Below are 21,261 nucleotides of genomic sequence, written 5' to 3' on the forward strand. Positions count from 1 at the left end.
TCACTGCCTAAAATCTGCCTGCTAATGAGCGCAACGCTGGTGGAATTGCCCATCGATCATTTCCGCCTCTTGGGTGTCAGCCCTTCAGCTGAAACCGAGTCGGTGTTGCGGACGCTGCAGTTGCGTCTCGATCGCTGCCCCGATCAGGGTTTCACCCATGAGGTCCTGATGCAGAGGGCTGAATTGTTGAGGCTTTCTGCCGACCTCTTAAGCGATGCGGCGCGACGGCAGGACTACGAGAGCACCCTGCTCGATTTGGGTCGTGATCATCCGGAAGAGACTGCGGGTCTGGAAATGCCGTCCAGTCGGGAGGTTGCTGGTCTGATGTTGCTGTGGGAGGCCCACGCTCCGCACGAGAGCTTTCAGCTTGCCCGCCAGGTTCTGCAACCTCCTCAGGCGCCCGCCCTGGGTAGCGGTCGTGAGTCGGACCTTGCCCTGTTGGCGGCGCTGTCTTGCAGGGATGCGGCCCGCCAAGATCATGACCAGCGTCGCTATGAATCCGCTGCCGGGCTGCTGACGGAGGGACTGCAGTTGCTTCAGCGCATGGGCAAGCTTCCCGATCATCGGCAGCAGCTGCAAACGGACTTAGAGCAGCTCACTCCCTACCGAATTCTGGATCTACTTAGCCGTGATCTTGCCGAGCAATCTGCTCGGCAAGAAGGACTGGTGATGTTGGAAACCTTTGTTCAGAATCGCGGCGGCCTGGAGGGGGGTGCTGCTGCTGAATTGCCGGCGGCGGGCATGGACCAGGGCAGTTTTGAGTTGTTTTTCCAGCAGATTCGGCGGTTTCTCACCGTTCAAGAACAAGTCGATCTTTATGGGCGTTGGGAGCGGTTTGGCTCGTCTGATGCCAGCTTCCTCTCCGTGATGGCCTTGGCAGCTGCTGGATTTTCCCAACGCAAGCCTGAGCGTATTCAGGATGCACGCGGCAAACTTCAATCCCTGGTTCTCGTTGGTTTAGATCTCAATCCATTTCTGGGATGCATGGATCTCTTGCTTGGTGACGTGGACCGGGCGTTGGAACACGTCCATGCCAGTCCGGATGCGGATCTGCAGGAATGGCTGGCAAACCACCCCAGTGACGATCTCGCAGCCCTATTTGATTACTGCCGCAGCTGGTTGGCACGGGATGTTCTCCCCGGTTATCGCGATGTGGATGCCCAGGTTGTTGACCTGGAGGCTTGGTTCGCTGATCGCGATGTGCAGGCGTATGTGGAGCGCCTTGAGCGCCAGGAGGGGCGAAGCGTTGTACCGCCGGATCCGTCTGCAGCATCTGTTTCCGATAAGGATTGGAGCTTCGGCAATCTCCCTCCAATAGGCCTTGATCCAGAGGGCAGCATGCCCCTGTCTTTCGGCGACGGGGAACCCTTCCCTGAGGACAGCTCAGATGCTGGGGAGGAGGGGGCCAGAGAACGTGGGCTGCGACGGATCATTCCATTGGGCTGGACGAATCTGAAGTTCCGCCGCCCATCCCTTACGCGGCTTTCCCTGCCCCAACTTTCATTCTCTCGGCTGTCAGTGAATCGGCTGTCGGTGAATCGGCTGTTGGTGAATCGGCCCTCATGGCCGCAGCCCAGGCGTTCTGTCTTGATCGGCTCAGGGGTGGTTGTGGTGCTGGTGCTGGTGGGATTCAGCCTTGTGGGGCTGAGGCGTGAGGCGAAGCAGGACATAGCAACCACTTCAACAACGAATCCCACCGAGGATGCCCTGCCCGCCGAGGATGCCCTGTCGTCTCAGCCGCAGGCCACCCTCAAGCAGGAGCGCCCCAAGCTCAACGAGCGCATTACGCCCCTAGCTGTTGATCAGCCCAGTGAGGTGCAGCTCCAAGCCCTGCTCCAGACATGGCTTGACCTGAAGGCAACGGCGTTGTTCCAAAACGGTGACACCGAATCCTTGGCCCAGGTGGCCCGTCCTGTTCTTGTCGGTCGCGTGCGTGATCAGCAAGCCGACTTGTTGCGAGATGGTCTCGTCCAAAAGGTTCAAGCTTCGATCACCTCGATTCAGACGGTGAGCTCAACCCCGTCTCGTATTGAAGTGAGGGCCCAACTCACCTACCGCGATCAGACCCTGAATGATCAGGGTGAGGTGGTGGATGAAACACCCGCTGGCAACTTGCCGGTGACCTACATCCTTGGCCGAGATCCTGATGGTTGGCGCTTGCAGGCCTTCATCCCTGGCTAAGCAACTCGGCTCAGGTCCTGTCGCTGGATGAACCCACCAGGTTCAACAAAAGGGCAGGACTTTTAGAGTTGGCTGAATTGCTGCGCGGACCTCCTCCATGTTTGACGAGCTTTCAGCCCGTTTTGAAGATGCCGTCAAAGGGCTGAGAGGCCAGGACACAATCTCCGAAACGAATGTGGAGGGGGCGCTCAAGGAGGTCCGGCGAGCGCTTCTCGATGCGGACGTGAGTCTGCCGGTGGTCAAGGATTTTGTCTCCGAAATTCGCGAGAAAGCTGTCGGTGCTGAGGTTGTTCGTGGTGTAACACCCGACCAGAAGTTCATTCAGGTTGTGCATGAGCAACTGGTCGACGTGATGGGTGGCGGTAATGCCCCGCTCGCGCAGGCCGATCAAGCGCCCACGGTGGTGTTGATGGCTGGCTTGCAAGGAGCAGGCAAAACCACGGCGACGGCCAAGTTGGGGCTCCATCTCAAGGATCAGGGACGCAAGGCCTTGATGGTTGGGGCCGATGTGTACCGCCCTGCTGCGATTGAGCAGTTGAAGACCCTCGGCGGTCAGATCGGTGTGGATGTGTTCAGTCTTGGGATCGAGGCCAAGCCTGAGGACATCGCAGCAGCCGGTTTAGCGAAGGCCAAAGAGGAGGGCTACGACACCCTGTTGGTCGATACCGCGGGCCGTCTGCAAATCGACTCCGAGATGATGGAGGAGATGGTGCGGATTCGCAGCGCCGTGCAGCCCGATGAGGTGCTGTTGGTGGTGGATTCGATGATTGGCCAGGAGGCGGCCGAGCTCACCCGTGCCTTCCACGATCAAGTAGGGATCACCGGAGCTGTGCTCACCAAGCTCGATGGCGATTCCCGCGGTGGAGCGGCGCTGTCGATTCGCAAGGTGAGCGGTCAGCCGATCAAATTCATCGGTACGGGCGAAAAAGTTGAGGCTCTCCAGCCTTTCCATCCCGAGCGGATGGCGAGTCGCATCCTCGGGATGGGGGATGTGCTCACGCTGGTGGAGAAGGCGCAGAAAGAGGTTGAACTCGCTGACGTTGAAAAAATGCAGAAAAAGCTGCAGGAGGCGTCGTTTGATTTTTCCGACTTCTTGCAGCAAATGCGCTTGATCAAACGCATGGGCTCCCTGGGGGGGCTGATGAAAATGATCCCGGGGATGAACAAAATCGACGACGGCATGCTCAAGCAGGGAGAGCAGCAATTAAAAAAAATCGAAGCGATGATCGGTTCGATGACAGCGGTGGAGCGCACGCAGCCCGAGTTGTTGGCGGCTCAACCTTCGAGGCGCAGGCGGATTGCTTCCGGGTGTGGCTACCAAGCGGCAGATGTTGACAAGGTGCTTGCGGATTTTCAAAAGATGCGCGGGGTGATGCAGCAGATGACCAAAGGGGGCGGGATGCCCGGAATGCCAGGGATGCCCGGAATGCCTGGGATGGGTGGAGGTGGTTTTCCCGGAATGGGTGGAGGGATGCCTGGAATGCCTGGAATGGGGGGTGGCATGCCTGCTGGGCAGCCTGGAGCAGCTCCCCGCAGACAACGTCCCTACAAAAAGAAGAAGGGTTTTGGTCAGCTTTGAGTCGGTGGCACGGTAAGTTGGATGCTTAGCGCAACTTTTTGCTGCGCTGAATCCAACCTTTAAGCAAGCGCCACGATGATCAAGCTCCGCCTGAAGCGGTTCGGTAAGAAGCGGGAAGCGAGTTTCCGCCTCGTGGCCTGCAACAGCACGTCACGCCGAGATGGCCGCCCCCTTCAGGAGCTGGGTTTCTACAACCCACGCACCAAGGAGACCCGTCTCGACGCGGAAGCTCTGCGTGTGCGCCTCAGCCAGGGTGCCCAGCCCACCGATGCCGTTCGTTTCCTGCTCGAGAAGGGCGGACTGCTCGAAAAGTCTGTGCGTCCTGCTGAGACCATCGGCAAGCTGAAGCAGGCTGCTGCCCGTGAAGCTGCGGTGAAGCAGGCTGCAAAAGATGCGAAAGAAGCTAAGGCTGCAGAAGCAGCAGCGGCCAGTGAATCTGACGATTCAGCCACTGAATCCACCGAAAGCTGATCAAATCCATGCCCGAAGCTGCCGCAACAGGTCGCTTCGTCCTTGATCTCCCCCATTCCGAAGCCGCTCTTGCCTTAGCAGGATCGGCTGAACAGACCCTGCATCAATTGGAGGCCCTCACTGGTGCATCCCTTGTGATGCGGGGTCTTCAGCTTGAAATGTCTGGCAGTCTTGTCCAGATCGAACGTGCCGCAGCGGTGGTTGAGTTGGTCCGGCCGATTTGGAAGGACGGCCAAGCGGTGTCTCAGGTTGATCTGCAATCAGCGCTCGGCGCTTTAAACACCGGCCAAGCCGAGGATCATGTCGCCATGGGCGATCAGGTGCTCGCCCGCAGCCAAAAGGGCAACCTTCTGCGTCCGCGCACTTTGCGTCAGAAGAAGTACGTGGATGCGATGGAGCGTCATGACCTCACGTTTGCGCTCGGGCCCGCCGGTACCGGAAAAACATTTCTCGCGGCCGTATTGGCGGTGCGCATGCTCACGGAGCGAAAGGTTGAGCGCCTGATCCTGACGCGGCCAGCTGTTGAGGCTGGTGAACGTCTTGGCTTCCTTCCAGGCGATTTGCAGCAAAAAATTGATCCCTATCTAAGGCCCCTGTACGACTCCCTTCATGCCCTGCTTGGACCTGAGAAAACCACATCTCTGCTCGAGAGAGGTGTGATTGAAGTGGCTCCCTTGGCTTATATGCGCGGTCGCACCCTGGCCGGCGCGTTTGTGATTCTCGATGAGGCTCAAAACACCACTCCAGCCCAGATGCGCATGGTGCTCACGCGTTTAGGGGAGCGCTCACGCATGGTGGTGACCGGTGATGTCACGCAGCAGGATCTACCACCTGGGCAGTTGAGTGGTTTGGTGGAAGCGGCAGAGGTGATGGACGGGGTGGCCGGAGTAGCTGTTTGTCATCTCACCGCGGCTGATGTGGTGCGCCACCCCCTGGTGCAACGCGTTGTGGAGGCCTATGCCAGCTTTGATGAACCACCTCCTCCACACAAAGGCGCTGGTATCAGCCTGGTTAAGGGCTATGAGTAGGAATGGCCCTGAGTAGGCCTCATCACGGCAGTTTTGCCTCCTGCTCGCAATCGATAGGGGGATCCACACTCCTGCAGCAGGCCATTCCCTTTCACCGCTGGCAAGATATAGAGAGTCTTCAGTGAAAGGCATGCCAGCCAGCAGTAATTTTCAAGAGGCCATCCGCGAGGCACAATCCAGTGCTCTTGTTGGCCCCAATGTTGTCAATAAAGCCCTGCCTTATGTAGGCGGTGGCATGGTGCTCACCGCCGCAGGTGTCCTTGGTGGCATGTCCACCATGGTCGCCATGGGTCCAGCCTTCAATGGGCTGTCGATGGTTGCGATTATTCCTTGGTTCATTCTGTTCTTCGTTGCACAGAATGCTGCCAAAAAAGGCAATAACGGCACCGCCTTGCCGTTGATGGCTGCCTTTAGTTTGCTTACGGGCTTCACGCTCACCGGTCTGGTGGTGCAAGCCGTAGCGGTTGCCGGTGTGGCTTCGATTGGCATCGCTGCCCTGGCGACGGGCCTCACTTTTGCGATTGCTTCCGTCGTTGGTCGGCGCATGAGCGACAGCGTGGGTCAAGCGCTCACGGCAGTGGTGGGTTTTGGCTTGATTGGTCTGTTGATCGCCATGGTCGGCATCTTCGTTGCCGGTTTCTTCATCCCTGGGATCTTTGCAGCCACCAATCTTGCGATTGCAGGATTTGGAACCGTGTTGTTTGTGGGAATGGCATTCGTGGACTTCTACACGATGCCTCGCACCTATCGCGATGATCAATACCTCGCAGGTGCGTTGGGAATGTATCTCACCTATATCAATCTGTTCATCTTCATCTTGCGCTTGATCATTGCCCTTCAGGGTGGTGGTCGTCGCGATTGATGTGCTTTAGCTGGAAACGCTTAGTTTCAACTTGTTTTTGATCCCGGCTGATGCCGGGATTTTTTATGGACAGTTTGTGTCGACCTTTGAGCAATCAACGGCTCCGATTCATTTCAGTCCAACATTGAAGAAGTGTTCAATCCTTCAGCTACAGGCTCGGTGCCAGATGCTTTGGTTTTGGGGATGCAAATGTCTCTTGTGTTCTGAGTTGAAAATGAGAACTAGTCCGCTACAGCTTCAATCGCTCGTGCAATCGCTGTTTTCTGGTTTGCGTCGTATCCCCAGCGATCCAGAAAGGCCACATCGCTGCCTTGATTGTTGCTTGCTGCTGCCAATAAGGTTTCTAAACGTGCTTTAACGCTATGGGGTTCGAGTTGGCGCAGCAACTCGGTGCAGCGCAGGTTCACCCGCTCTGAACCTGCAGCTTGCATGTCATCCGATTGCTGGCGGTGGTGCACCACCATCGCTGCGCTCATTGCCAGATTGCGAGCGGTGAGGTCCACAACTCCTTCACCGCAGGAACGCAGTTTGCCCACAAGGGCTTCAGGCAATCGATCCATCAGGGCACTGTCGCCAGCCAGGCTGATCACAAAAAAGCCTCGCGCTCCATCGCGACTTGCCACAAGCTCCCCGACGCGATCAGCAATCACTTCGTCACTGATTTCTTCTTGATCCCATTGCTGGAGCCAGACAGCGGCGATCTCCATCGCCTGTTGGAAACTGGGCGCTTGCACGGAATCAGAACTTGGCGGTTCGGTTTCTGACGGAACAGTGGTGTCCTGATCTGCCATGGCGCGGGGGGTGTAGGAATGCCAGCAGATTAGGAAGACAAGGCTTGATTGGGCTTCCTTTGGGCATCCACGATGTCATCGTTATTGGCCTCCCTTTATCGACGGTCATGTCCTGGATGGCAAAGCCGATTCTTTGAAGATTGAACTGGACTTCTCATGGCTGATCTTTCCAATGACATCAGCGAGCAACTCCACAGGGCGGAAACCAAAGCCCAGGACTGAGTCGGCGACAGCGCACACTTAAAGGATGGTTGAGTCTTCGTTTCGTTCGTTCACAAGCAATACGCCTGAGGGATTTCGCTCTGGTTTTGTGGCGCTGATTGGTCGCCCCAACGTGGGCAAGTCCACGTTGGTGAATCAGCTCATCGGCGACAAGATTGCTATCACGTCGCCCGTGGCCCAAACCACTCGCAATCGGCTGCGCGCAATCCTCACCACCGACGAGGCCCAGCTGATTCTGGTGGATACGCCCGGCATCCATAAGCCCCATCACCTATTAGGGGAGCGGCTGGTTCGTAGTGCCCGATCAGCGATTGGGGAGGTGGATCAGGTGCTGCTGTTGCTTGAGGGATGCGAAGCCCCAGGACGGGGTGATGCCTTCATCGTGCAATTGCTGCGTCAGCAACCTTTGCCAGTGCAGGTGCTGCTCAATAAGTGGGATCTGGTGCCTATGGAGAAGAAGGATGCAGCCGCTGCGGCCTACCGAGAGCTTCTGGGTGAGACCGATTGGCCAGTGCATCGCTGTAGTGCCCTGAGCGGTGATGGCTGCCCCGAATTAGTGAAAGCGATTAGTGCGTTGATGCCCGAGGGACCGCAGCTCTATCCATCGGACATGGTGAGCGATCAACCCGAACGCTTGCTGATGGGAGAACTGATCCGCGAACAGGTGTTGCTCAATACGCGCGAAGAGGTACCCCACAGCGTTGCGGTGAGCATCGATCGCATTGAGGAGATGCCCGCGAAGGGCAAGAGCAATGGGCGCACGGCGGTGTTGGCAACGGTGCTGGTGGAGCGCAAAAGCCAGAAGGGAATCTTGATTGGCAAAGGGGGGGCCATGCTCAAAACGATCGGCCAGGGCGCACGTCTGCAGATGCAGACCTTGATCGATGGTCCGGTGTATCTCGAGCTGTTCGTGAAGGTGGTTCCCGATTGGCGCAGCAAGCCGGCCCGACTCGCGGAGTTGGGCTATGTGGGCGATTGAAGAGTGGATACCGCGCCTGCGAAGATGCAAGACATGAGCGATCAAACTGCGTTCCCTCCGTCTGATCTCGACGGTTTTCTTGCCCTTTGCGTGGGCCGTTGGATGAGCTTGCGTAGCCGCTTCCTGATCAATGCATCGGAGCAGGAGTGGCATAGCAGTGAACGGGGCGAGGTGGAGGTGTCGGCTTCCGTTGCCGCTGGGGTGCCCTGTTTGGACGTCACTCCCGCGGAGGGGGACAAGAGCACCCTGGCGTTTCAAGCCGATGGATCTCTTGCGATTCACGCAGGCGGCACTGAGCAGACCGGGCGTTGGCAGTTGCTTGCTGATTCCAGCCTCGAGCTTTCTTTGCAAGCCGGAAATGGTGACCAGGTGCTGGAGCGTATTTGGTTCACCAAACCCAACCTGCGCTTGCGCAGTACCACGGCGGTTGGTGAGGATGGACAGCCCAGGCAGGGCAGTTTCTGCTCGGAAATCAGGCGCGTTAGTCGTCCGCAGAGCTGAGATCTGATGGCTGCCTATCGCCTCGATGTGATCAGCCTGGCGCCGCAGGCCTTTGCGCCATTGCTTGAACTTGGGGTGATTGGTCGTGCCTTTGGAGCTGGGATTGCGGCACTGCACCTCCACAATCCTCGCGATCACGCCATCGACCGTCATCGCAAGGTGGACGATGTGCCTTATGGAGGTGGGGCCGGCATGGTGCTGAAGCCGGAACCGGTGTTTGCGGCTTTTGAGTCGCTACCGGTTTGCTCACGACGGCGTGTGCTGTTGATGTCGCCCCAGGGACAACCCCTGCGGCAGGTTGATTTCCAGCGCTGGTCCAAGGAGTACGACCAGTTGGTATTTCTGTGCGGTCACTATGAGGGTTTTGATGAACGCATCCGTTCACTGGCCGATGAGGAAGTGTCCATGGGGGACTTCGTGCTCACTGGCGGTGAACTTCCGGCAATGACAATCATCAATGGGGTGGTGCGCTTGCTGCCAGGCACGGTGGGCACACCGGAATCCTTAGTGGAAGAAAGTCATAGCGATCTTTTGCTGGAGCATTCGCACTACACGCGCCCGGCGGATTTCCGCGGCATGGCCGTGCCCGATGTGCTGCGCAGTGGGGACCATGGTGCTGTGGCTCTTTGGCGGCAGCAGCAGCGTGAGCAGCGCACCTTGGAACGCCGGCCAGATCTATGGAATCGTTGGCAGCAGATGCATCATCCAACAAACAATCCACCTCAAGCGGACTGATCCTGGTGACATCAGTCTTCCCGGTCAAGATCATCTGACCATTCCTGTGTTGGTGGAGCCACGAGAAGAATGTCGGCATCCTTGTTGTTCATTTGAATCACAAGTATTTTTTTGGGATTGGTGTTGAATCCCTTTCTTGCTGTGTTGATGGCATCAACCAGATCGTCGACGGTTGCATAGCAATCACGTGCAATATCATTTTTTGCTTCGTTGTATAGGGCGAGGAACTCCTCTGCCTCCTGATCTATGGCTTCAAGCATTGCCTGCATGGCTTTTTCTGGACCAACTTTTTTAGCAAGACTCATGTAGCGCTTCATTTGTGGTGTTGCTAATGCCGTGGATACTCTTAGGTGGTTTGTGAGGTTGGATAATGTTGTTTCCATTAACTCACCCCTTTGGTCGATCACGATGCATGGAGCGGTGAGATCAAAGGCGATCATGCCTTGTAGCTTTTGCCAGTGGCGCTCAATCTCACTCCAGTTTTTTTTCATGTTTATAGTTGATTTAGCTTTTTACATTTGGCATCTGACTGATGCCAAATGTAACCGCGATTCACTTGGGGATAGTGAACTCACTGGTTGAAAACGTGTCGCCAGTATCGAAAGCTAATGTGAATGATTCGTCGATGGCGGTGTGGAGAATTCATTCCTCCATGGGCTGAGCCCAATGACCCTGGGCACACCGATCAAGACCTGCTCCTACCGATCATCGCTTTGGGATGGAGATCAACCGACGCCTTAGCGCTGAGGCACGCCATTCCTAATTTCGGTGGTTTTTGCTGTGATGGCAATGCGCCTTTACACCGATGGCAAGTGTGCGCTGTTGGCACAAACTATGGACATCGAGATCGGAGGCGCTTTGACAGACGACACTCCACCTGAGTCATCAGCAGAAGCAAGCTGACTTCAGGTCCCTGCTCCAACAGTCTCAACAAGACGTGGGTTGTTCCTTTGGTAGGCAATGCCTTGCGCGCCATGCCAATCGATGCTCCATCTGCACCGTCTTAGGTGCCCTACGGAGAACACGACCCCACACCTAGAGCCCCGGCCCCAGGTGATCCTGCAGACAGTCGCTTCGCACCACCCCTTTCAGTTCACTGTGTTCGATACGAGGTTCAGGCTTCCGCGATACAGGTTCACTGATTAATGGTTTGCGATATGCATAAACGAGCGAGTTAGGCCGTCTCTTCCATCCGGGAGGGGCGGCCTCTCTTCATGGAGGCATGCGCTGAATGGGGCTCATGCTATTTGTTATTGAAGGAAGAACTTTCGGATTTAAGTGATGGCAGACAACAAGATGACGAAGAAAACGATGGATACGTTGCTCGAGATTGCTAAATTAATTGCCTTGAGTGATGGAAATATTTCAAAGGAAGAGGCGCAATTGATCCGCGATCTTCCCCAACAGTTGTCTGTTGATACGGTTGAGGCTGATCTTGTTCATCCAGCAGAAGGTTCAACGCTCAGTCTCAAAGAGCTGGTAGGGGCCTTAACAACCCATGAAGATCGTTGTCTTGCTGCTCGAGTGGCCTATCTCGTGGCCGCTGTTTCAAGACAGCCCCGTGATTGCCTCAAGATCAATCCCGATGAACGACGCGTGTATCAAGAACTCCTTAAGGAGCTCAATCTGTCAAAGGATGAGCTTGAGGGAATCGAGTCCTCAGCCAAGCAACAGCTAAATCAAAACCGCTCACCGATCAGGCTTGTTTTAGATGTGATATTTGGAGATGAAAAATTGCCTGATCTTCTTATCGAAAAGCTTTATTATGCTGAAGGCCGGCAACATCCAGGCCATCCGCTTCATGGGTCCTATGTAGGGCTGAATGCTGATGCTTAAGGATAGGTTGATTGGATTTGATCTGGTCTGTTTGCTTGATTCTTTAAAACGATATTGGTGGTGATTGTGTTGGTCCTGGTCGCTCTTTGTAAAAGGTGCTCTGAGTTGCGCTCTTCAAAACAGCGTCATTGCTCGTGGTGTTGGTGCTGCCCTTAAAATCGAGCATTGAATATGCATTCATCGGTCGTTGTGGCAGGTGAATGAGATCGTTTCGGCCCGTTTCAAACCCTCTTGATGACCTCTTCGGTTCCGTCCCTTCGAATCGGCAACGGCTATGACATCCACCGTTTGGTGCCGGGCCGGCCTCTGATTCTTGGTGGTCAGCAGCTTGAGCATCCAGCAGGGCTAGGCCTCGATGGTCACAGCGATGCTGATGTGTTGGTGCACGCGATCATGGACGCCCTTTTGGGGGCGCTCTCTTTGGGTGACATCGGCAAATATTTTCCTCCCGACGATCCTCAATGGAAAGGAGCCGACAGTCTCTTGCTCCTGGAGCAGGTTGTGGCTTTGGTGAAGGGGCGTGGCTGGGGCGTGGTCAATGTGGATGCGGTGTTGATCGCCGAGCGGCCCAAACTCAAGCCCCACATTGAGGCGATGCGATCGGCCATCGCTCTCAGGATTGGGGTTGCTCCAGATCAGGTGGGCGTGAAAGCCACCACCAATGAAAAACTCGGCCCTGAAGGTCGGGAAGAGGGAATCTCTTGTCAGGCCGTGGCCCTGTTGCAGGCGCTTTGATGCAAAGCCTTTTGCAGCGATTCCAGCCATTGATGATTAGGGTCGCCACTCTGCTTTGTGTGGCTTTCGTGCTGATGGGTCAATCGGCTGATGTCCGTTTCGCTGCTTTTGCTGATCCTGAGGGCGGATATGACGTTGCTGTGATTGAGCATCTGCGCATCTCAGTGCCAAAGCAAGGGCGTCAGGCCTGGCTGGAAGCGGAGCGAGGCAGCTGGGAGCCTTGGTTGGAGCAACAAACGGGTTTTCTTGGTCGTGATCTGCTTTGGGACCCTGAAACGGAAGAGGGCACCCTCTTGATTCGCTGGTCGAGTCGTCAGGCTTGGAAAGCGATCCCCAGCGAGCAGGTGGAAGAGGTTCAAAACCGCTTTGAGCAGCTTGCTCGCGAAGCGATGGAGCTTGCTCAAGACATGGACAATCCTTTCCCCTTGGTGTTTGAAGGAGAGCTGTTACCCCCATGAGCAGCGAAGACGTCCGTCTCGACTGGCAACGGAGCGATCGTCTCGGCATCAGCGAAGCGATCTGGGGGTTGCACAAAACGGTGGATCAGATCGTGGCCATCCTGGAAGCCTTCGCGGCCAGGGAGCAGCCAGCGTTGGTCACGCGTGTGGATGAGGCCAAGGCCAAGGCCGTTCTTCAGCGTTGCGACAGGGAGCTTGTGCGTTTTGAGGCCCGGGCTCGATGTTTGACCTCGGGAACCCCTCCTCCGTTGCGACCGGAGCTTGGGACCGTCACGGTGCTTAGCGGCGGTACCAGTGATCTCCCTATCGCCGCAGAAGCGCAACTGGCTTTGCATTGGCACGGCATTGATGCAGATCTGTTGCTGGATGTGGGGGTTGCCGGGTTGCATCGTTTGTTGGATCAACTGCCGAAGCTTCAGCAGTCGTCGGTGCTGATTGCTTGCGCTGGTATGGAAGGTGCCCTGCCAACTGTTCTTGCTGGGCTCTTGCCCCAACCGGTGATCGGCGTGCCTGTGTCTGTTGGCTATGGCGTGAGTGCTGGTGGTCGAGCCGCTCTCGATGGAATGCTGGCGAGCTGTGCTCCAGGCCTAGTGGTGGTCAATATCGACAACGGCTATGGAGCAGCGATGGCTGCCTTGCGGATTCTGCAAAGACGCACCTAATTCAGGCGGGCTGCTTTTGCATGGTCATGCTGGTTTTGGAGTTTTCCGTGTGCCTTTGGCCTAAGCGCGAAAGCTCATCACTGTGCTGGCCGCATTCCGCTTTGCGCAGATGGCAAACCAGCGCGATGAGGTCGCCTTGATGGAGTTCGCCATTGGTCTGCCACTGCATGGATCTGGGGTCTATGCGTGGTGCAGTGGAGGCCAAGGCTCCAACAAGGAGTAGTGATTTAAACCTATTGCGTTGAATCCCTGACCGCTAGTTTGATGTCGCGAATTTGGCGGAAGATTTTCTTAAATCGAAGTCAAAGGTGCTGGAGGTTTGGATAGGCCATCACCAGCTCATCGGCACTGAGAACATCGCCACTTCCATCGGGTTGCCAGATCACCTCAAGGGCCATCAGGTCAGAGGAGGATGTGGAGCCAAGAATGCGCAGCGTTTCGCGTAGGGCTTCTCCACTGTCGGCTTGCTTGAGCTTCACGCTTTGGCGGCTGGCCACGAGCACGGTGACCACGATGAATTCGTTTGTGGCATCGGCATCGCCGCTGCTGCTCAACTCCGCTGTGTTGCCGTTGCGTACGCCGCCCACATTGGTGGTGATTTCAGCGCGCAGCTTGCTGCGTTCGGTCATCGACAGGCGGTTGAACGTCGACTCTGAAGCGTTGAAGGGAACGCTGCCTGATTCCACGTTGGCGTACACCCAAAGTTCGGGCTGTCGCAGCAGGGCGAGGGTTGTTTCCTGCAGCACCCGTTGCAGGCCGGATGATGTGCTGGTGTCAGCGGATGCGGCGAGCTGACGCAGGTCTGTTTGCAGCGACTTGGCACTCGCAAGCAGTCCGATCTGCATTTGCAGCAAAGACACGGGTCCGGTGGAGAGCTCACGGGGGGCTCGATAACCACCTCCAATCGCAGGGGAACCGCCACCGCCGCCATTGCGCACGGCGTTGACCACAACACCCACGATCGCCGCGAGCACTAAGAAGCCAAACAGGCCGCCTCCACCAAATCCAAAGATCGGGATGATGAATGGAAAGCCCATTCCGCGTCCATATCCGCGGCCGTATCCGCCGCCGTATCCACCGCCTCCATAGCTGCGGTTGTAACCCCCGCCTCTGGGCATGGACGGGGCGCGGAAGCTCCCGCCTCCGATTCGACCGCCTCGGGCGGCTTCGCTGGGTTGGGGGCTGATCAGCAGCAGGCCAACTACGAACACTGGCACCAGCAATCCCGAGAGCCAGCGTCTGATTTGACCAGCCTGGGGGCGGAGTTTGGAGGAGGCCAAGACGGCATATCACACTCCGATAACTCTAGGAACCACCGCCCACGATGGTGACGATCTCGAGGTTGTCACCATCTTTGACTTGCTGGGCTTCCCAGCGTTCCGGGGTGAGGATCAGTCCGTTGTATTCGACGACGACCAGTCGAGGGTGGTGCCCAAGCTGCTGGATCACTTGATCCAGAGTTGTGGCTGAGGGATCAAGGCGGCGAAGTTCGCCGTTCACCGTGAGTTGCATGGAACCGAAATAAGACCGAAGTAAGGGCTGTTAAGAAAGAGCTTGGAGCAGGGTCCGGCTCGCTTCTTCCGGATGATTGGATCCCATGATCGCGCTCACCACGGCAACGCGCTGAGCACCTGCAGCACGAACCGAGGGGATTGTCTCAACATCGATGCCACCGATCGCAAACCAGGGCACGGCGGCATGAAGACTGGCTTCCGTCACCCAGCTCAGGCCGGCTGGTCTGCGATCACGTTTGGTAGCGGTGGCGAAGACGGGGCCAACGCCCAGATAATCGGCGCCCTCTTTCTGGGCGGCGAGCAGGTGCTCGAGGCAGTGGGTGCTGCGTCCAAGCAAGCGCTCTGGGCCGAGCAGCTGTCTCGCCTCTGAGAGGGGGAGGTCGTCCTGGCCGAGATGCACGCCATCGGCATCCACCAAGAGCGCGAGATCAATGCGGTCGTTGATGATGAACAGGGCCTCAAAGCGACTGCACAGTGTTTTCAGGGCTTGCGCTTCAAGCAGGCGTTGTTGGTCATTGCCCTGTTTGCGCCGGTACTGAACCAGGCTGACGCCGGCCACCAGAGCGGCTTCAACCCCCTGAAGCAATCGCTCCAGGTTGTTGTCTCGATCGGGATCCGTAATCAGGCAAAGCTTGGCGGCCTCGAGGCGTTCCTGCCTGTGCTGACGCCCGCAGGCTTCGAGAATGCGTACCTCAAGGTCATAGAGCCCGTAGCGGATCTCAGCTGAAGTGCTGGCTAGGGCTGGATCGAGATTGCGCCCGAATTCCTCCAAGACGCGCAGGGCTTCCTGCACACGGCTGGCATTGGCTTTAACAATCGCTTGGGCGGTGCCACGATTCGCTTGAGCGGGATGGCCCAGGCCGGCGGCAACGTCTGTTGCCGTGGAACGGGCGCGGCGGTAGCGATCGTGATGCTGTTGCCCCAGTCGCTGCCGCCAGTCTTTTAGCGGCACGACGAGATCGTCTCGATCCAGACCAAACCGACACCAGTCTTCAATGACACGCAGCCCTTCTCGTGCTCGATCCAGGTTGGCGTCGATCAGCCGTGCCACTCGCAGGTTGGCGTCTGCTTCGACAACCATCGGCTCCATGGCAGTCTGAGAAGGATCGCATGCTCCACGGCGGCCATGGACAACAGCGGATCCGAGAGCTCCATGCACGTGCTGGTTTGGGGGATCATTCTCCTAGGCGGTGTTGGTGTGTTCATCGTCTGGGGACTGTCGAACGCTTACCCAGCTGGGGCTTGAAGCCGTTGACGTGCTGCTTCGGCGTCCTTTCCGATTTGTGCACTGAGCTCATCGAGGCCCGAAAAGCGTTGTTGTCCGCGTAGCCGTTCCACCGGTTCCACGACAAGCTCCTGGCCGACCAGTTCAATGCGCCTGTCGAGCAGATGCACCTCAACGGCTGAAGGAGCGTTGGGATCCACGGTGGGCTGGGGGCCGAGATTCATCACGGCCGGCAGTGCTTCGCTATCACTTCCTTCGCCAACGCACCCTTTGCCATCGCGTTGCGTCCAGGCGCGGGCGGCATAGACACCAAGCCCTGGCAAAAACTTGCGCCCATCCACTTGCAGATTGGCGGTGGGCCAGCCCAAATCACGCCCTAGGCCGCGACCGCGCACCACCGTTCCCCGGAAGCGGTAGGGGCGGCCGAGCAGCGCGCTAGCGGTTTGTAGGTCGCCATTTGCGAGTGCTTCGCGAATGCGGCTGCTGCTCATCCGTCCTCCGGCATCCTCCAGAATCGCCAACACCGACACCTGAACCCCAGCGGCTTCCGCTAAGGCCCGCAGCGTGTTGGTATCGCCTTCCCGGCCCCGACCGAATCGGAAATTGGCCCCTACGGCGATTTGTTGCGCCTTGAGGCAACCGAGCAGCACCTGCTCTACAAATTCGGCGGCACTGAGCTGCGCTAGTTGGCGGTTGAAAGGCACCAAGACCAGCTGCTGGATGCCAAGCGGCTCAAGGAGCTCGAGCTTCTCTTCTGGGAGATCGAGGCGCAGACGTGGTTCACCGTGGAGCACTTCGCGTGGGTGCGGCCAGAAGCTCACCACCGTGGGAATGGCATTGAGGTGATCCGTTTTGGTCACAGACGCGATCACCCGCCGATGACCCGCATGGAGGCCGTCGAAGCTGCCCAACGCCAGGGTGGTGGGGGTTTTGGCCTGCTGTGGAGAGCAGAGAGAAATCAACGGCGTTGTGCACGGATCTGTGGTTGATGGCAAGTTTGGACGACAGACCTCCTACATCGCATGGCCGATCGGCTCGATCTCCAACTGCTCGCTCTTGGCTTGCGCCGCACCGCTTGGATTCGCTTTTGGACGCAAACCGGCCTGGGAATTGTGATTTTGGGGGTGTTGATGTTCAACAACATCGGCGGCAGTTTGAGCAGAAATGCCGATAAAGCCTTGGGATTAGGGCCGGGCCTTTCGTTGACCACCCTTGCGTTTTTAGTGTTGTTATTCAGTCTTTGGCAGAGCTGGTTGGTGGTCCGGCTGGGACGGGCGTTGGCGAGTGGTGCGCGACCCAGTCGAGGCGAGGCCAGTCGCACGATCAAGCGCAGTTTGTTCGCTGATCTGTTGGGCCTGGTGTTTGCCGCTGTGGGCTATCAATCCTTGGCTGGTGCCCTGTTTGTGCAGGCCTCGATGCAGACGCCAGGCATTGCCATTGGAGCAAGGGGAGCGGGAGAAAATATGGCGATCACCTCCCTGGAGATGCTTTCGGTGCTGAGCAACACGCAGGTGTTGTTTGCTCATCTCATTGGTTTGCTGTTCTCGCTTTGGATGCTGCAGCGGATTTATCGCACGAGCTGAGCTACTGATTGATGTTTAGTTGGGGTAAAGAGGAGAGTCCTCCGCGCCAGAACAGCTCAGGTTGAATCGGTGTGAGCGACGGTGCATTCGCTTGGATTTGGGCCACGTCAGTGGGCCAGTCGCGGGGGCCATCACCGCCCGACTCGAAATCTTCGACGGCTTCACCGGCCAACCAGTAATAGGTGCGGCCACGGGGGTCGACCCGAGGACTGAACTGTTCGTCGTAGCGGCGGATGGAAAGACGGGTCCAGCGCAGTTCCCCCATGGCCTCCTGCTTGCAGGGCGGCACGTTGAGATTGAGCAGTAGGTTTTCCGGCCATCGATCAGCAAGGGCGGCTTCTGCCACCTGCACGGCTAAATTTGCGGCGGCTTGGAATTCTCTCCACTGAAAACAAGCACTGCTCACGGCCATTGCCGGCAAACCCTCCAGGGTGCCTTCCATCGCGGCTGCCACGGTTCCTGAACAGAACACATCGGTGCCGAGGTTGGGGCCGTGGTTGATCCCTGAAAGCACCAGGTCTGGCTTCTCGGATAGAAGTTCAAACAGGGCTAATTTCATGCAATCGGCGGGGGTGCCGCTGCAGGCCCAGGCTTTGATTCCAGGTTCAAACAGCTCATCAGCCCGTTCGGCACGAATGGGGGTCTGAAGCGTTAATCCATGCCCGGTGGCAGAGCGCTCCTGATCGGGGCACACCACCGTGACCTCATGGCCTGCTGCGGCTGCCGCTGCCGCCAGGGTGCGGATGCCGTCGGCGAACACGCCATCGTCGTTGCTGATCAGGATCCGCAGGGGCTTCATCAGGAGTGGGTGTATGCGTTGGATGGAACCTAGTCGTGATGGCTGCCTACAGTCATTGCCGCGATACCGATGCCTTGAGCGCCACGATCTCCCTGCAGCAGCTCACTGATCAGCTGGACGCCCTAGAGGCGGAAGCGGCCGTTGAGATTCAGGCAGCAACCGATGCCGCTGCTCTTGAGCAGCTTCGCGTTGGACTGCTCGGTAAAAAGGGGCGGCTTTCAGCCGTTCTGGGGGCGATGGGCAAGCTGCCAGGGGATGAACGCCCGGTGGTTGGCCAGCGCGCCAATGTCTTGAAGACTCAGGTGCAGCAGCTGCTCTCTGAGCGGCTGCAATCCGTGAAGAGCGCTGCCATGGAGGCGCGGATCGCTGCCGAAACGCTCGATGTTACGGCGGCTCCGCTGGGGGTGCCGATGGGGCATCGGCACCCGTTGATCACCACCACAGAGGAGATTGTTGATCTGTTCTGCGGTCTCGGCTATCAGGTGGAAGAAGGCCCAGAAGTGGAGACGGATCACCACAATTTCACGGCGCTGAACATTCCGCCTGAGCACCCTGCGCGAGACATGCAGGACACTTTTTATCTGCAAGACAACCTGTTGTTGCGCACCCACACCTCGCCGGTACAGATCCGCCACCTCGAAACGAATCCACCACCGGTGCGGATCGTGGCTCCAGGCCGGGTGTATCGGCGGGATGCGGTCGATGCCACCCATTCGCCTGTGTTTCATCAAGTGGAGGTGTTGGCGATCGATGAGGGCTTGGATTTCAGCCACCTCCGCGGCACGGTGATGCAGTTCCTCAAGGCGTTCTTTGGCGACCTGCCAGTACGCTTTCGCGCCAGTTACTTCCCGTTTACGGAACCCTCTGCTGAGGTGGATGTCCAATGGCGAGGGCGCTGGCTTGAGGTGATGGGTTGCGGAATGGTGGATCCGGCAGTGCTGGAGGGGTTAGGCCTTGATCCCGATCGTTGGAGTGGTTTTGCTGCTGGTTTAGGAGTGGAACGGTTTTGTATGGTGCGTCATGGCATCGACGACATCCGCCGGTTGTACACCAGTGATCTGCGCTTCTTGGATCAATTCTGATTCGAACCGATCACGGTTGAACGAAGCCTCTTGCCTTGATTCCTAATCCATGGGTAAGGATCAAGATGCACACTCACAGCCCTTGAGGCGATCCTGGGAAGCAGACATCTTTTTTTATTTGCTGCCTCTTCATCAGCACTAGAAACATTTAGAAAGACTTTCTCAGCGTTCTGTCATGTTTTCCGCGTTCAAGCAGGGCATAGTCAACAAGCGAAAGCAAGTGACTTGGTGGGAGGGGTAAGCAGCCTCCCATTTTTATGCTCGTCGCGAACGAAGCACATGTCTCTCCGAACAGCCGCTTGCTTTACAGCCAAGTGAGTGGAAAAGCGAATCATCCCCCTTGCTTCTTCCGGCCATCGTTGAAGGGCAAAAGCTAGACACAGTATGGAGTGTAACGAGCTCCTGTGTTTTATGGTTCAAAATTTATTGGATAGCGTATTTCGTTAGATCACTGAATTAAATGATATAAAATCCTTGCGAATAATCGAGCCTTAAGATGTCTTATTGTTCGCAAATGCGTCTTTAAGCATATGCTACTTACAAGGTGATTTGGCGATAATCTGATATTATTGTGAGTCTACATTTAAGCCTTATCTTTTTTCTTATGCCTTGCGTGTGTGTGCTTGGATGATAGATGCAGAAGGTTGGATGCTTTCGATGCATCCTCGGCTTTAGTTAGCTTTGTTACTAAATTCCAGATGTCTTGGGGTGAGAGCTCACCTTCTTCGTTCCACTTAAGGCTCGATAGGTTGTTGGTTGGCATGTTGAGTTCAACGAGTGACGAGACCCTAAGGGGAGTAACGACGCTGGCGTTAGTATTTGCACACCTATTAACGGGAGAAATTATTAAAGAGGTTTGATTTGATACAGGTGTTCCGCTAACGCCTCGTTTCTGAATTTTAGGGTGAAGAATGTATCGGCTAATACCATTAGGCAGTAAATCTTGGGATTAGTGAGATTTAGTCATGCGTATTGAATACAGCAAAACCCCACTCTTGGTTGGGGTGAATATTAATGACTGCCATCTAATATTAGGCATGATTGAATTCATTTTAGCGGGAATTGGAATCATGGGGTCGTTTATGGGCTCAAGAGCACACCAGACTGTATTCACTTTCTCCCTCACTCCAGTCATGTCTAGGTTGAAATTGGATGTGCTGCTCTATGCAGTATCCATCATTCATTGCCTTACTGGCCGAGTCAGTGCACCGCATCCTCTGTCAATCTTCAATGAGCTAACAGCAGCTTGATCGTGCGCCAGAACATCCCCCTGAGCTGTCGCGCTTTGCCCGCCTTTGTTTCTTAATCAACCTTGCTCCATATCTCAAGGGAAAGCCTTTAAGAGATTGATGCTTTACTCATTGTCCATAGCGATAGGGCGATGGCGTCTATCAATCTGTTGATCTTGAGCTTCGTCCTGTCTGTTGTTGCCCTCCCAGCGAGTCAAGCCAAAGAGCCAGAACCACTCAAATTTGGGAAGTGCGACCCTATCGGCGCAGTAAAAACTCTTGATGCAGGATTGAAGAAAGGGAAAAGCCTGAATGATTCGATGCTAATGGTCATCAAAAACAAGCAATTTGATGGATCAAACGCCTGCATTACTTTCATTCGGGAGACGTCCATGGAACAGCGTGAAGCAGCTCCCTATGCATTCAAAAAACTTTGGATGGAGTAATCATCATTCTTGTCTGCACTCTCTTATTAACAAGCTGGACCTTAGCTCAGCGAGGCGGTGCTCGTATCTAAACCTCTACCGCATCAGCCTTCAGCGACTCCATCAAGAGATCAAATCGAACCGTGTCTGCCAAGCAACACATCGTCATTAGGAAGTGTGACATGAGGTAGCCAGTGAAATGAGCCTCTCGACTGACATCAATTCGATCTCTATAGGCGTGAACCGTTTCATTTAGCTCGAGGCTTGCCTGTAAGCAAATGTTCTCGATTCTTAAGGATGTCATAGCTGCTCCCGATATCACTACTCTGAACACACATCACAAGCTCGGCATCAGTGGGTATAC

The 21,261-nt window shown here is 56.3% G+C and carries 24 protein-coding genes; 16 read left to right on the forward strand and 8 right to left on the reverse strand.

The window, feature by feature from the left end:
* The first annotated feature begins 24 nt into the window (after nt 1–24).
* The 5 genes from SynPROS91_RS03420 to SynPROS91_RS03440 all read left to right on the forward strand — a co-directional run bounded on the left by SynPROS91_RS03420 (nt 25) and on the right by SynPROS91_RS03440 (nt 6,121).
* A complete protein-coding gene (locus tag SynPROS91_RS03420) occupies nt 25–2,181 on the forward strand; it encodes an ARC6/PARC6 family protein (protein ID WP_255439899.1) in 2,157 nt (718 codons plus the stop codon).
* A 97-nt stretch (nt 2,182–2,278) separates the two neighbouring features.
* Nucleotides 2,279–3,760, forward strand: a complete 1,482-nt coding sequence (gene ffh / locus SynPROS91_RS03425; protein WP_186518448.1) for a signal recognition particle protein — start codon at nt 2,279–2,281, stop codon at nt 3,758–3,760.
* 75 nt (nt 3,761–3,835) lie between these two features.
* Nucleotides 3,836–4,231, forward strand: a complete 396-nt coding sequence (gene rpsP / locus SynPROS91_RS03430; RefSeq protein ID WP_186518450.1) for a 30S ribosomal protein S16 — start codon at nt 3,836–3,838, stop codon at nt 4,229–4,231.
* A gap of 8 nt (nt 4,232–4,239) precedes the next feature.
* The gene (locus SynPROS91_RS03435; RefSeq protein ID WP_186518452.1) at nt 4,240–5,259 is read left to right on the forward strand and encodes a PhoH family protein; all 1,020 of its coding nucleotides are present in this window, start codon (nt 4,240–4,242) and stop codon (nt 5,257–5,259) included.
* Nucleotides 5,260–5,389: 130 nt separating this feature from the next.
* Entirely contained in the window at nt 5,390–6,121 is a 732-nt protein-coding gene (locus SynPROS91_RS03440; RefSeq protein WP_186518454.1) for a Bax inhibitor-1 family protein, read from the forward strand.
* A 221-nt stretch (nt 6,122–6,342) separates the two neighbouring features.
* Here the strand turns inward: SynPROS91_RS03440 and SynPROS91_RS03445 are convergent, their stop codons facing one another.
* A complete protein-coding gene (locus SynPROS91_RS03445) occupies nt 6,343–6,912 on the reverse strand; it encodes a hypothetical protein (protein ID WP_186518456.1) in 570 nt (189 codons plus the stop codon).
* A gap of 247 nt (nt 6,913–7,159) precedes the next feature.
* Here SynPROS91_RS03445 and era point away from each other — a divergent pair, with 247 nt between their 5' ends.
* From era to trmD, 3 genes are read left to right on the forward strand one after another with little or no spacing between them, the layout of a single operon-like run.
* Complete coding sequence (era, locus tag SynPROS91_RS03450; RefSeq protein WP_186518458.1) at nt 7,160–8,113, forward strand: GTPase Era; 954 nt, start codon at nt 7,160–7,162, stop codon at nt 8,111–8,113.
* 24 nt (nt 8,114–8,137) lie between these two features.
* A complete protein-coding gene (locus tag SynPROS91_RS03455; protein ID WP_186519381.1) occupies nt 8,138–8,614 on the forward strand; it encodes a phycobiliprotein lyase in 477 nt (158 codons plus the stop codon).
* A gap of 6 nt (nt 8,615–8,620) precedes the next feature.
* Nucleotides 8,621–9,349, forward strand: coding sequence for a tRNA (guanosine(37)-N1)-methyltransferase TrmD (gene trmD / locus SynPROS91_RS03460; RefSeq protein WP_186518459.1), 729 nt, complete (start codon nt 8,621–8,623; stop codon nt 9,347–9,349).
* A gap of 11 nt (nt 9,350–9,360) precedes the next feature.
* On the opposite strand, the gene SynPROS91_RS03465 is transcribed toward trmD, so the two are convergent.
* Nucleotides 9,361–9,840, reverse strand: coding sequence for a hypothetical protein (locus tag SynPROS91_RS03465; RefSeq protein ID WP_186518461.1), 480 nt, complete (start codon nt 9,838–9,840; stop codon nt 9,361–9,363).
* A gap of 805 nt (nt 9,841–10,645) precedes the next feature.
* Here SynPROS91_RS03465 and SynPROS91_RS12130 point away from each other — a divergent pair.
* The 4 genes from SynPROS91_RS12130 (at nt 10,646) to larB (ending at nt 13,040) form a co-directional block, all read left to right on the forward strand.
* Nucleotides 10,646–11,185: a TerB family tellurite resistance protein gene (locus tag SynPROS91_RS12130; protein WP_255439901.1), complete on the forward strand. Its 540-nt coding sequence runs from the start codon at nt 10,646–10,648 to the stop codon at nt 11,183–11,185.
* A gap of 234 nt (nt 11,186–11,419) precedes the next feature.
* Nucleotides 11,420–11,920 (forward strand): 2-C-methyl-D-erythritol 2,4-cyclodiphosphate synthase, encoded by a 501-nt coding sequence (gene ispF, locus SynPROS91_RS03475; RefSeq protein WP_186518463.1) that lies wholly within the window; start codon nt 11,420–11,422, stop codon nt 11,918–11,920.
* A 32-nt stretch (nt 11,921–11,952) separates the two neighbouring features.
* Entirely contained in the window at nt 11,953–12,378 is a 426-nt protein-coding gene (locus SynPROS91_RS03480; RefSeq protein ID WP_255439903.1) for a TIGR03792 family protein, read from the forward strand.
* A complete protein-coding gene (gene larB / locus SynPROS91_RS03485) occupies nt 12,375–13,040 on the forward strand; it encodes a nickel pincer cofactor biosynthesis protein LarB (protein ID WP_186518467.1) in 666 nt (221 codons plus the stop codon). The genes SynPROS91_RS03480 and larB overlap by 4 nt, the downstream gene beginning before the upstream one ends.
* Before the next feature lies 1 nt (nt 13,041).
* Here the strand turns inward: larB and SynPROS91_RS03490 are convergent, their stop codons facing one another.
* The 5 genes from SynPROS91_RS03490 to SynPROS91_RS03510 all read right to left on the reverse strand — a co-directional run bounded on the left by SynPROS91_RS03490 (nt 13,042) and on the right by SynPROS91_RS03510 (nt 16,741).
* Nucleotides 13,042–13,245, reverse strand: coding sequence for a hypothetical protein (locus SynPROS91_RS03490; RefSeq protein ID WP_186519844.1), 204 nt, complete (start codon nt 13,243–13,245; stop codon nt 13,042–13,044).
* Between the two features lie 97 nt (nt 13,246–13,342).
* Nucleotides 13,343–14,320, reverse strand: a complete 978-nt coding sequence (locus tag SynPROS91_RS03495; RefSeq protein WP_186518469.1) for a DUF1517 domain-containing protein — start codon at nt 14,318–14,320, stop codon at nt 13,343–13,345.
* Between the two features lie 25 nt (nt 14,321–14,345).
* Nucleotides 14,346–14,552 carry a sulfur carrier protein ThiS gene (gene thiS / locus SynPROS91_RS03500; RefSeq protein WP_186518471.1) on the reverse strand — a complete coding sequence of 69 codons (207 nt, stop codon included), beginning with the start codon at nt 14,550–14,552 and terminating at the stop codon, nt 14,346–14,348.
* Between the two features lie 30 nt (nt 14,553–14,582).
* On the reverse strand, nt 14,583–15,644 hold the full coding sequence (locus SynPROS91_RS03505; RefSeq protein ID WP_186519383.1) for a thiamine phosphate synthase: 1,062 nt from the start codon (nt 15,642–15,644) through the stop codon (nt 14,583–14,585).
* Between the two features lie 137 nt (nt 15,645–15,781).
* Entirely contained in the window at nt 15,782–16,741 is a 960-nt protein-coding gene (locus SynPROS91_RS03510) for a bifunctional riboflavin kinase/FAD synthetase (protein WP_186519384.1), read from the reverse strand.
* A gap of 60 nt (nt 16,742–16,801) precedes the next feature.
* On the opposite strand from SynPROS91_RS03510, the gene SynPROS91_RS03515 reads away from it, so the two are divergent.
* The gene (locus tag SynPROS91_RS03515; RefSeq protein ID WP_186518473.1) at nt 16,802–17,362 is read left to right on the forward strand and encodes a DUF3611 family protein; all 561 of its coding nucleotides are present in this window, start codon (nt 16,802–16,804) and stop codon (nt 17,360–17,362) included.
* A 1-nt stretch (nt 17,363) separates the two neighbouring features.
* Here the strand turns inward: SynPROS91_RS03515 and surE are convergent, their stop codons facing one another.
* Nucleotides 17,364–18,161, reverse strand: coding sequence for a 5'/3'-nucleotidase SurE (gene surE / locus SynPROS91_RS03520; RefSeq protein WP_186518474.1), 798 nt, complete (start codon nt 18,159–18,161; stop codon nt 17,364–17,366).
* 74 nt (nt 18,162–18,235) lie between these two features.
* Here surE and pheS point away from each other — a divergent pair, with 74 nt between their 5' ends.
* The 3 genes from pheS (at nt 18,236) to SynPROS91_RS03535 (ending at nt 20,918) form a co-directional block, all read left to right on the forward strand.
* Nucleotides 18,236–19,243 (forward strand): phenylalanine--tRNA ligase subunit alpha, encoded by a 1,008-nt coding sequence (gene pheS, locus SynPROS91_RS03525; RefSeq protein ID WP_186519386.1) that lies wholly within the window; start codon nt 18,236–18,238, stop codon nt 19,241–19,243.
* 965 nt (nt 19,244–20,208) lie between these two features.
* A complete protein-coding gene (locus SynPROS91_RS03530; protein WP_186518476.1) occupies nt 20,209–20,493 on the forward strand; it encodes a hypothetical protein in 285 nt (94 codons plus the stop codon).
* A 155-nt stretch (nt 20,494–20,648) separates the two neighbouring features.
* On the forward strand, nt 20,649–20,918 hold the full coding sequence (locus tag SynPROS91_RS03535) for a hypothetical protein (protein WP_255439904.1): 270 nt from the start codon (nt 20,649–20,651) through the stop codon (nt 20,916–20,918).
* The last annotated feature ends 343 nt before the right edge of the window (nt 20,919–21,261 follow it).

It is taken from the genome of Synechococcus sp. PROS-9-1 (assembly GCF_014279775.1).
Lineage (GTDB): Bacteria > Cyanobacteriota > Cyanobacteriia > PCC-6307 > Cyanobiaceae > Synechococcus_C.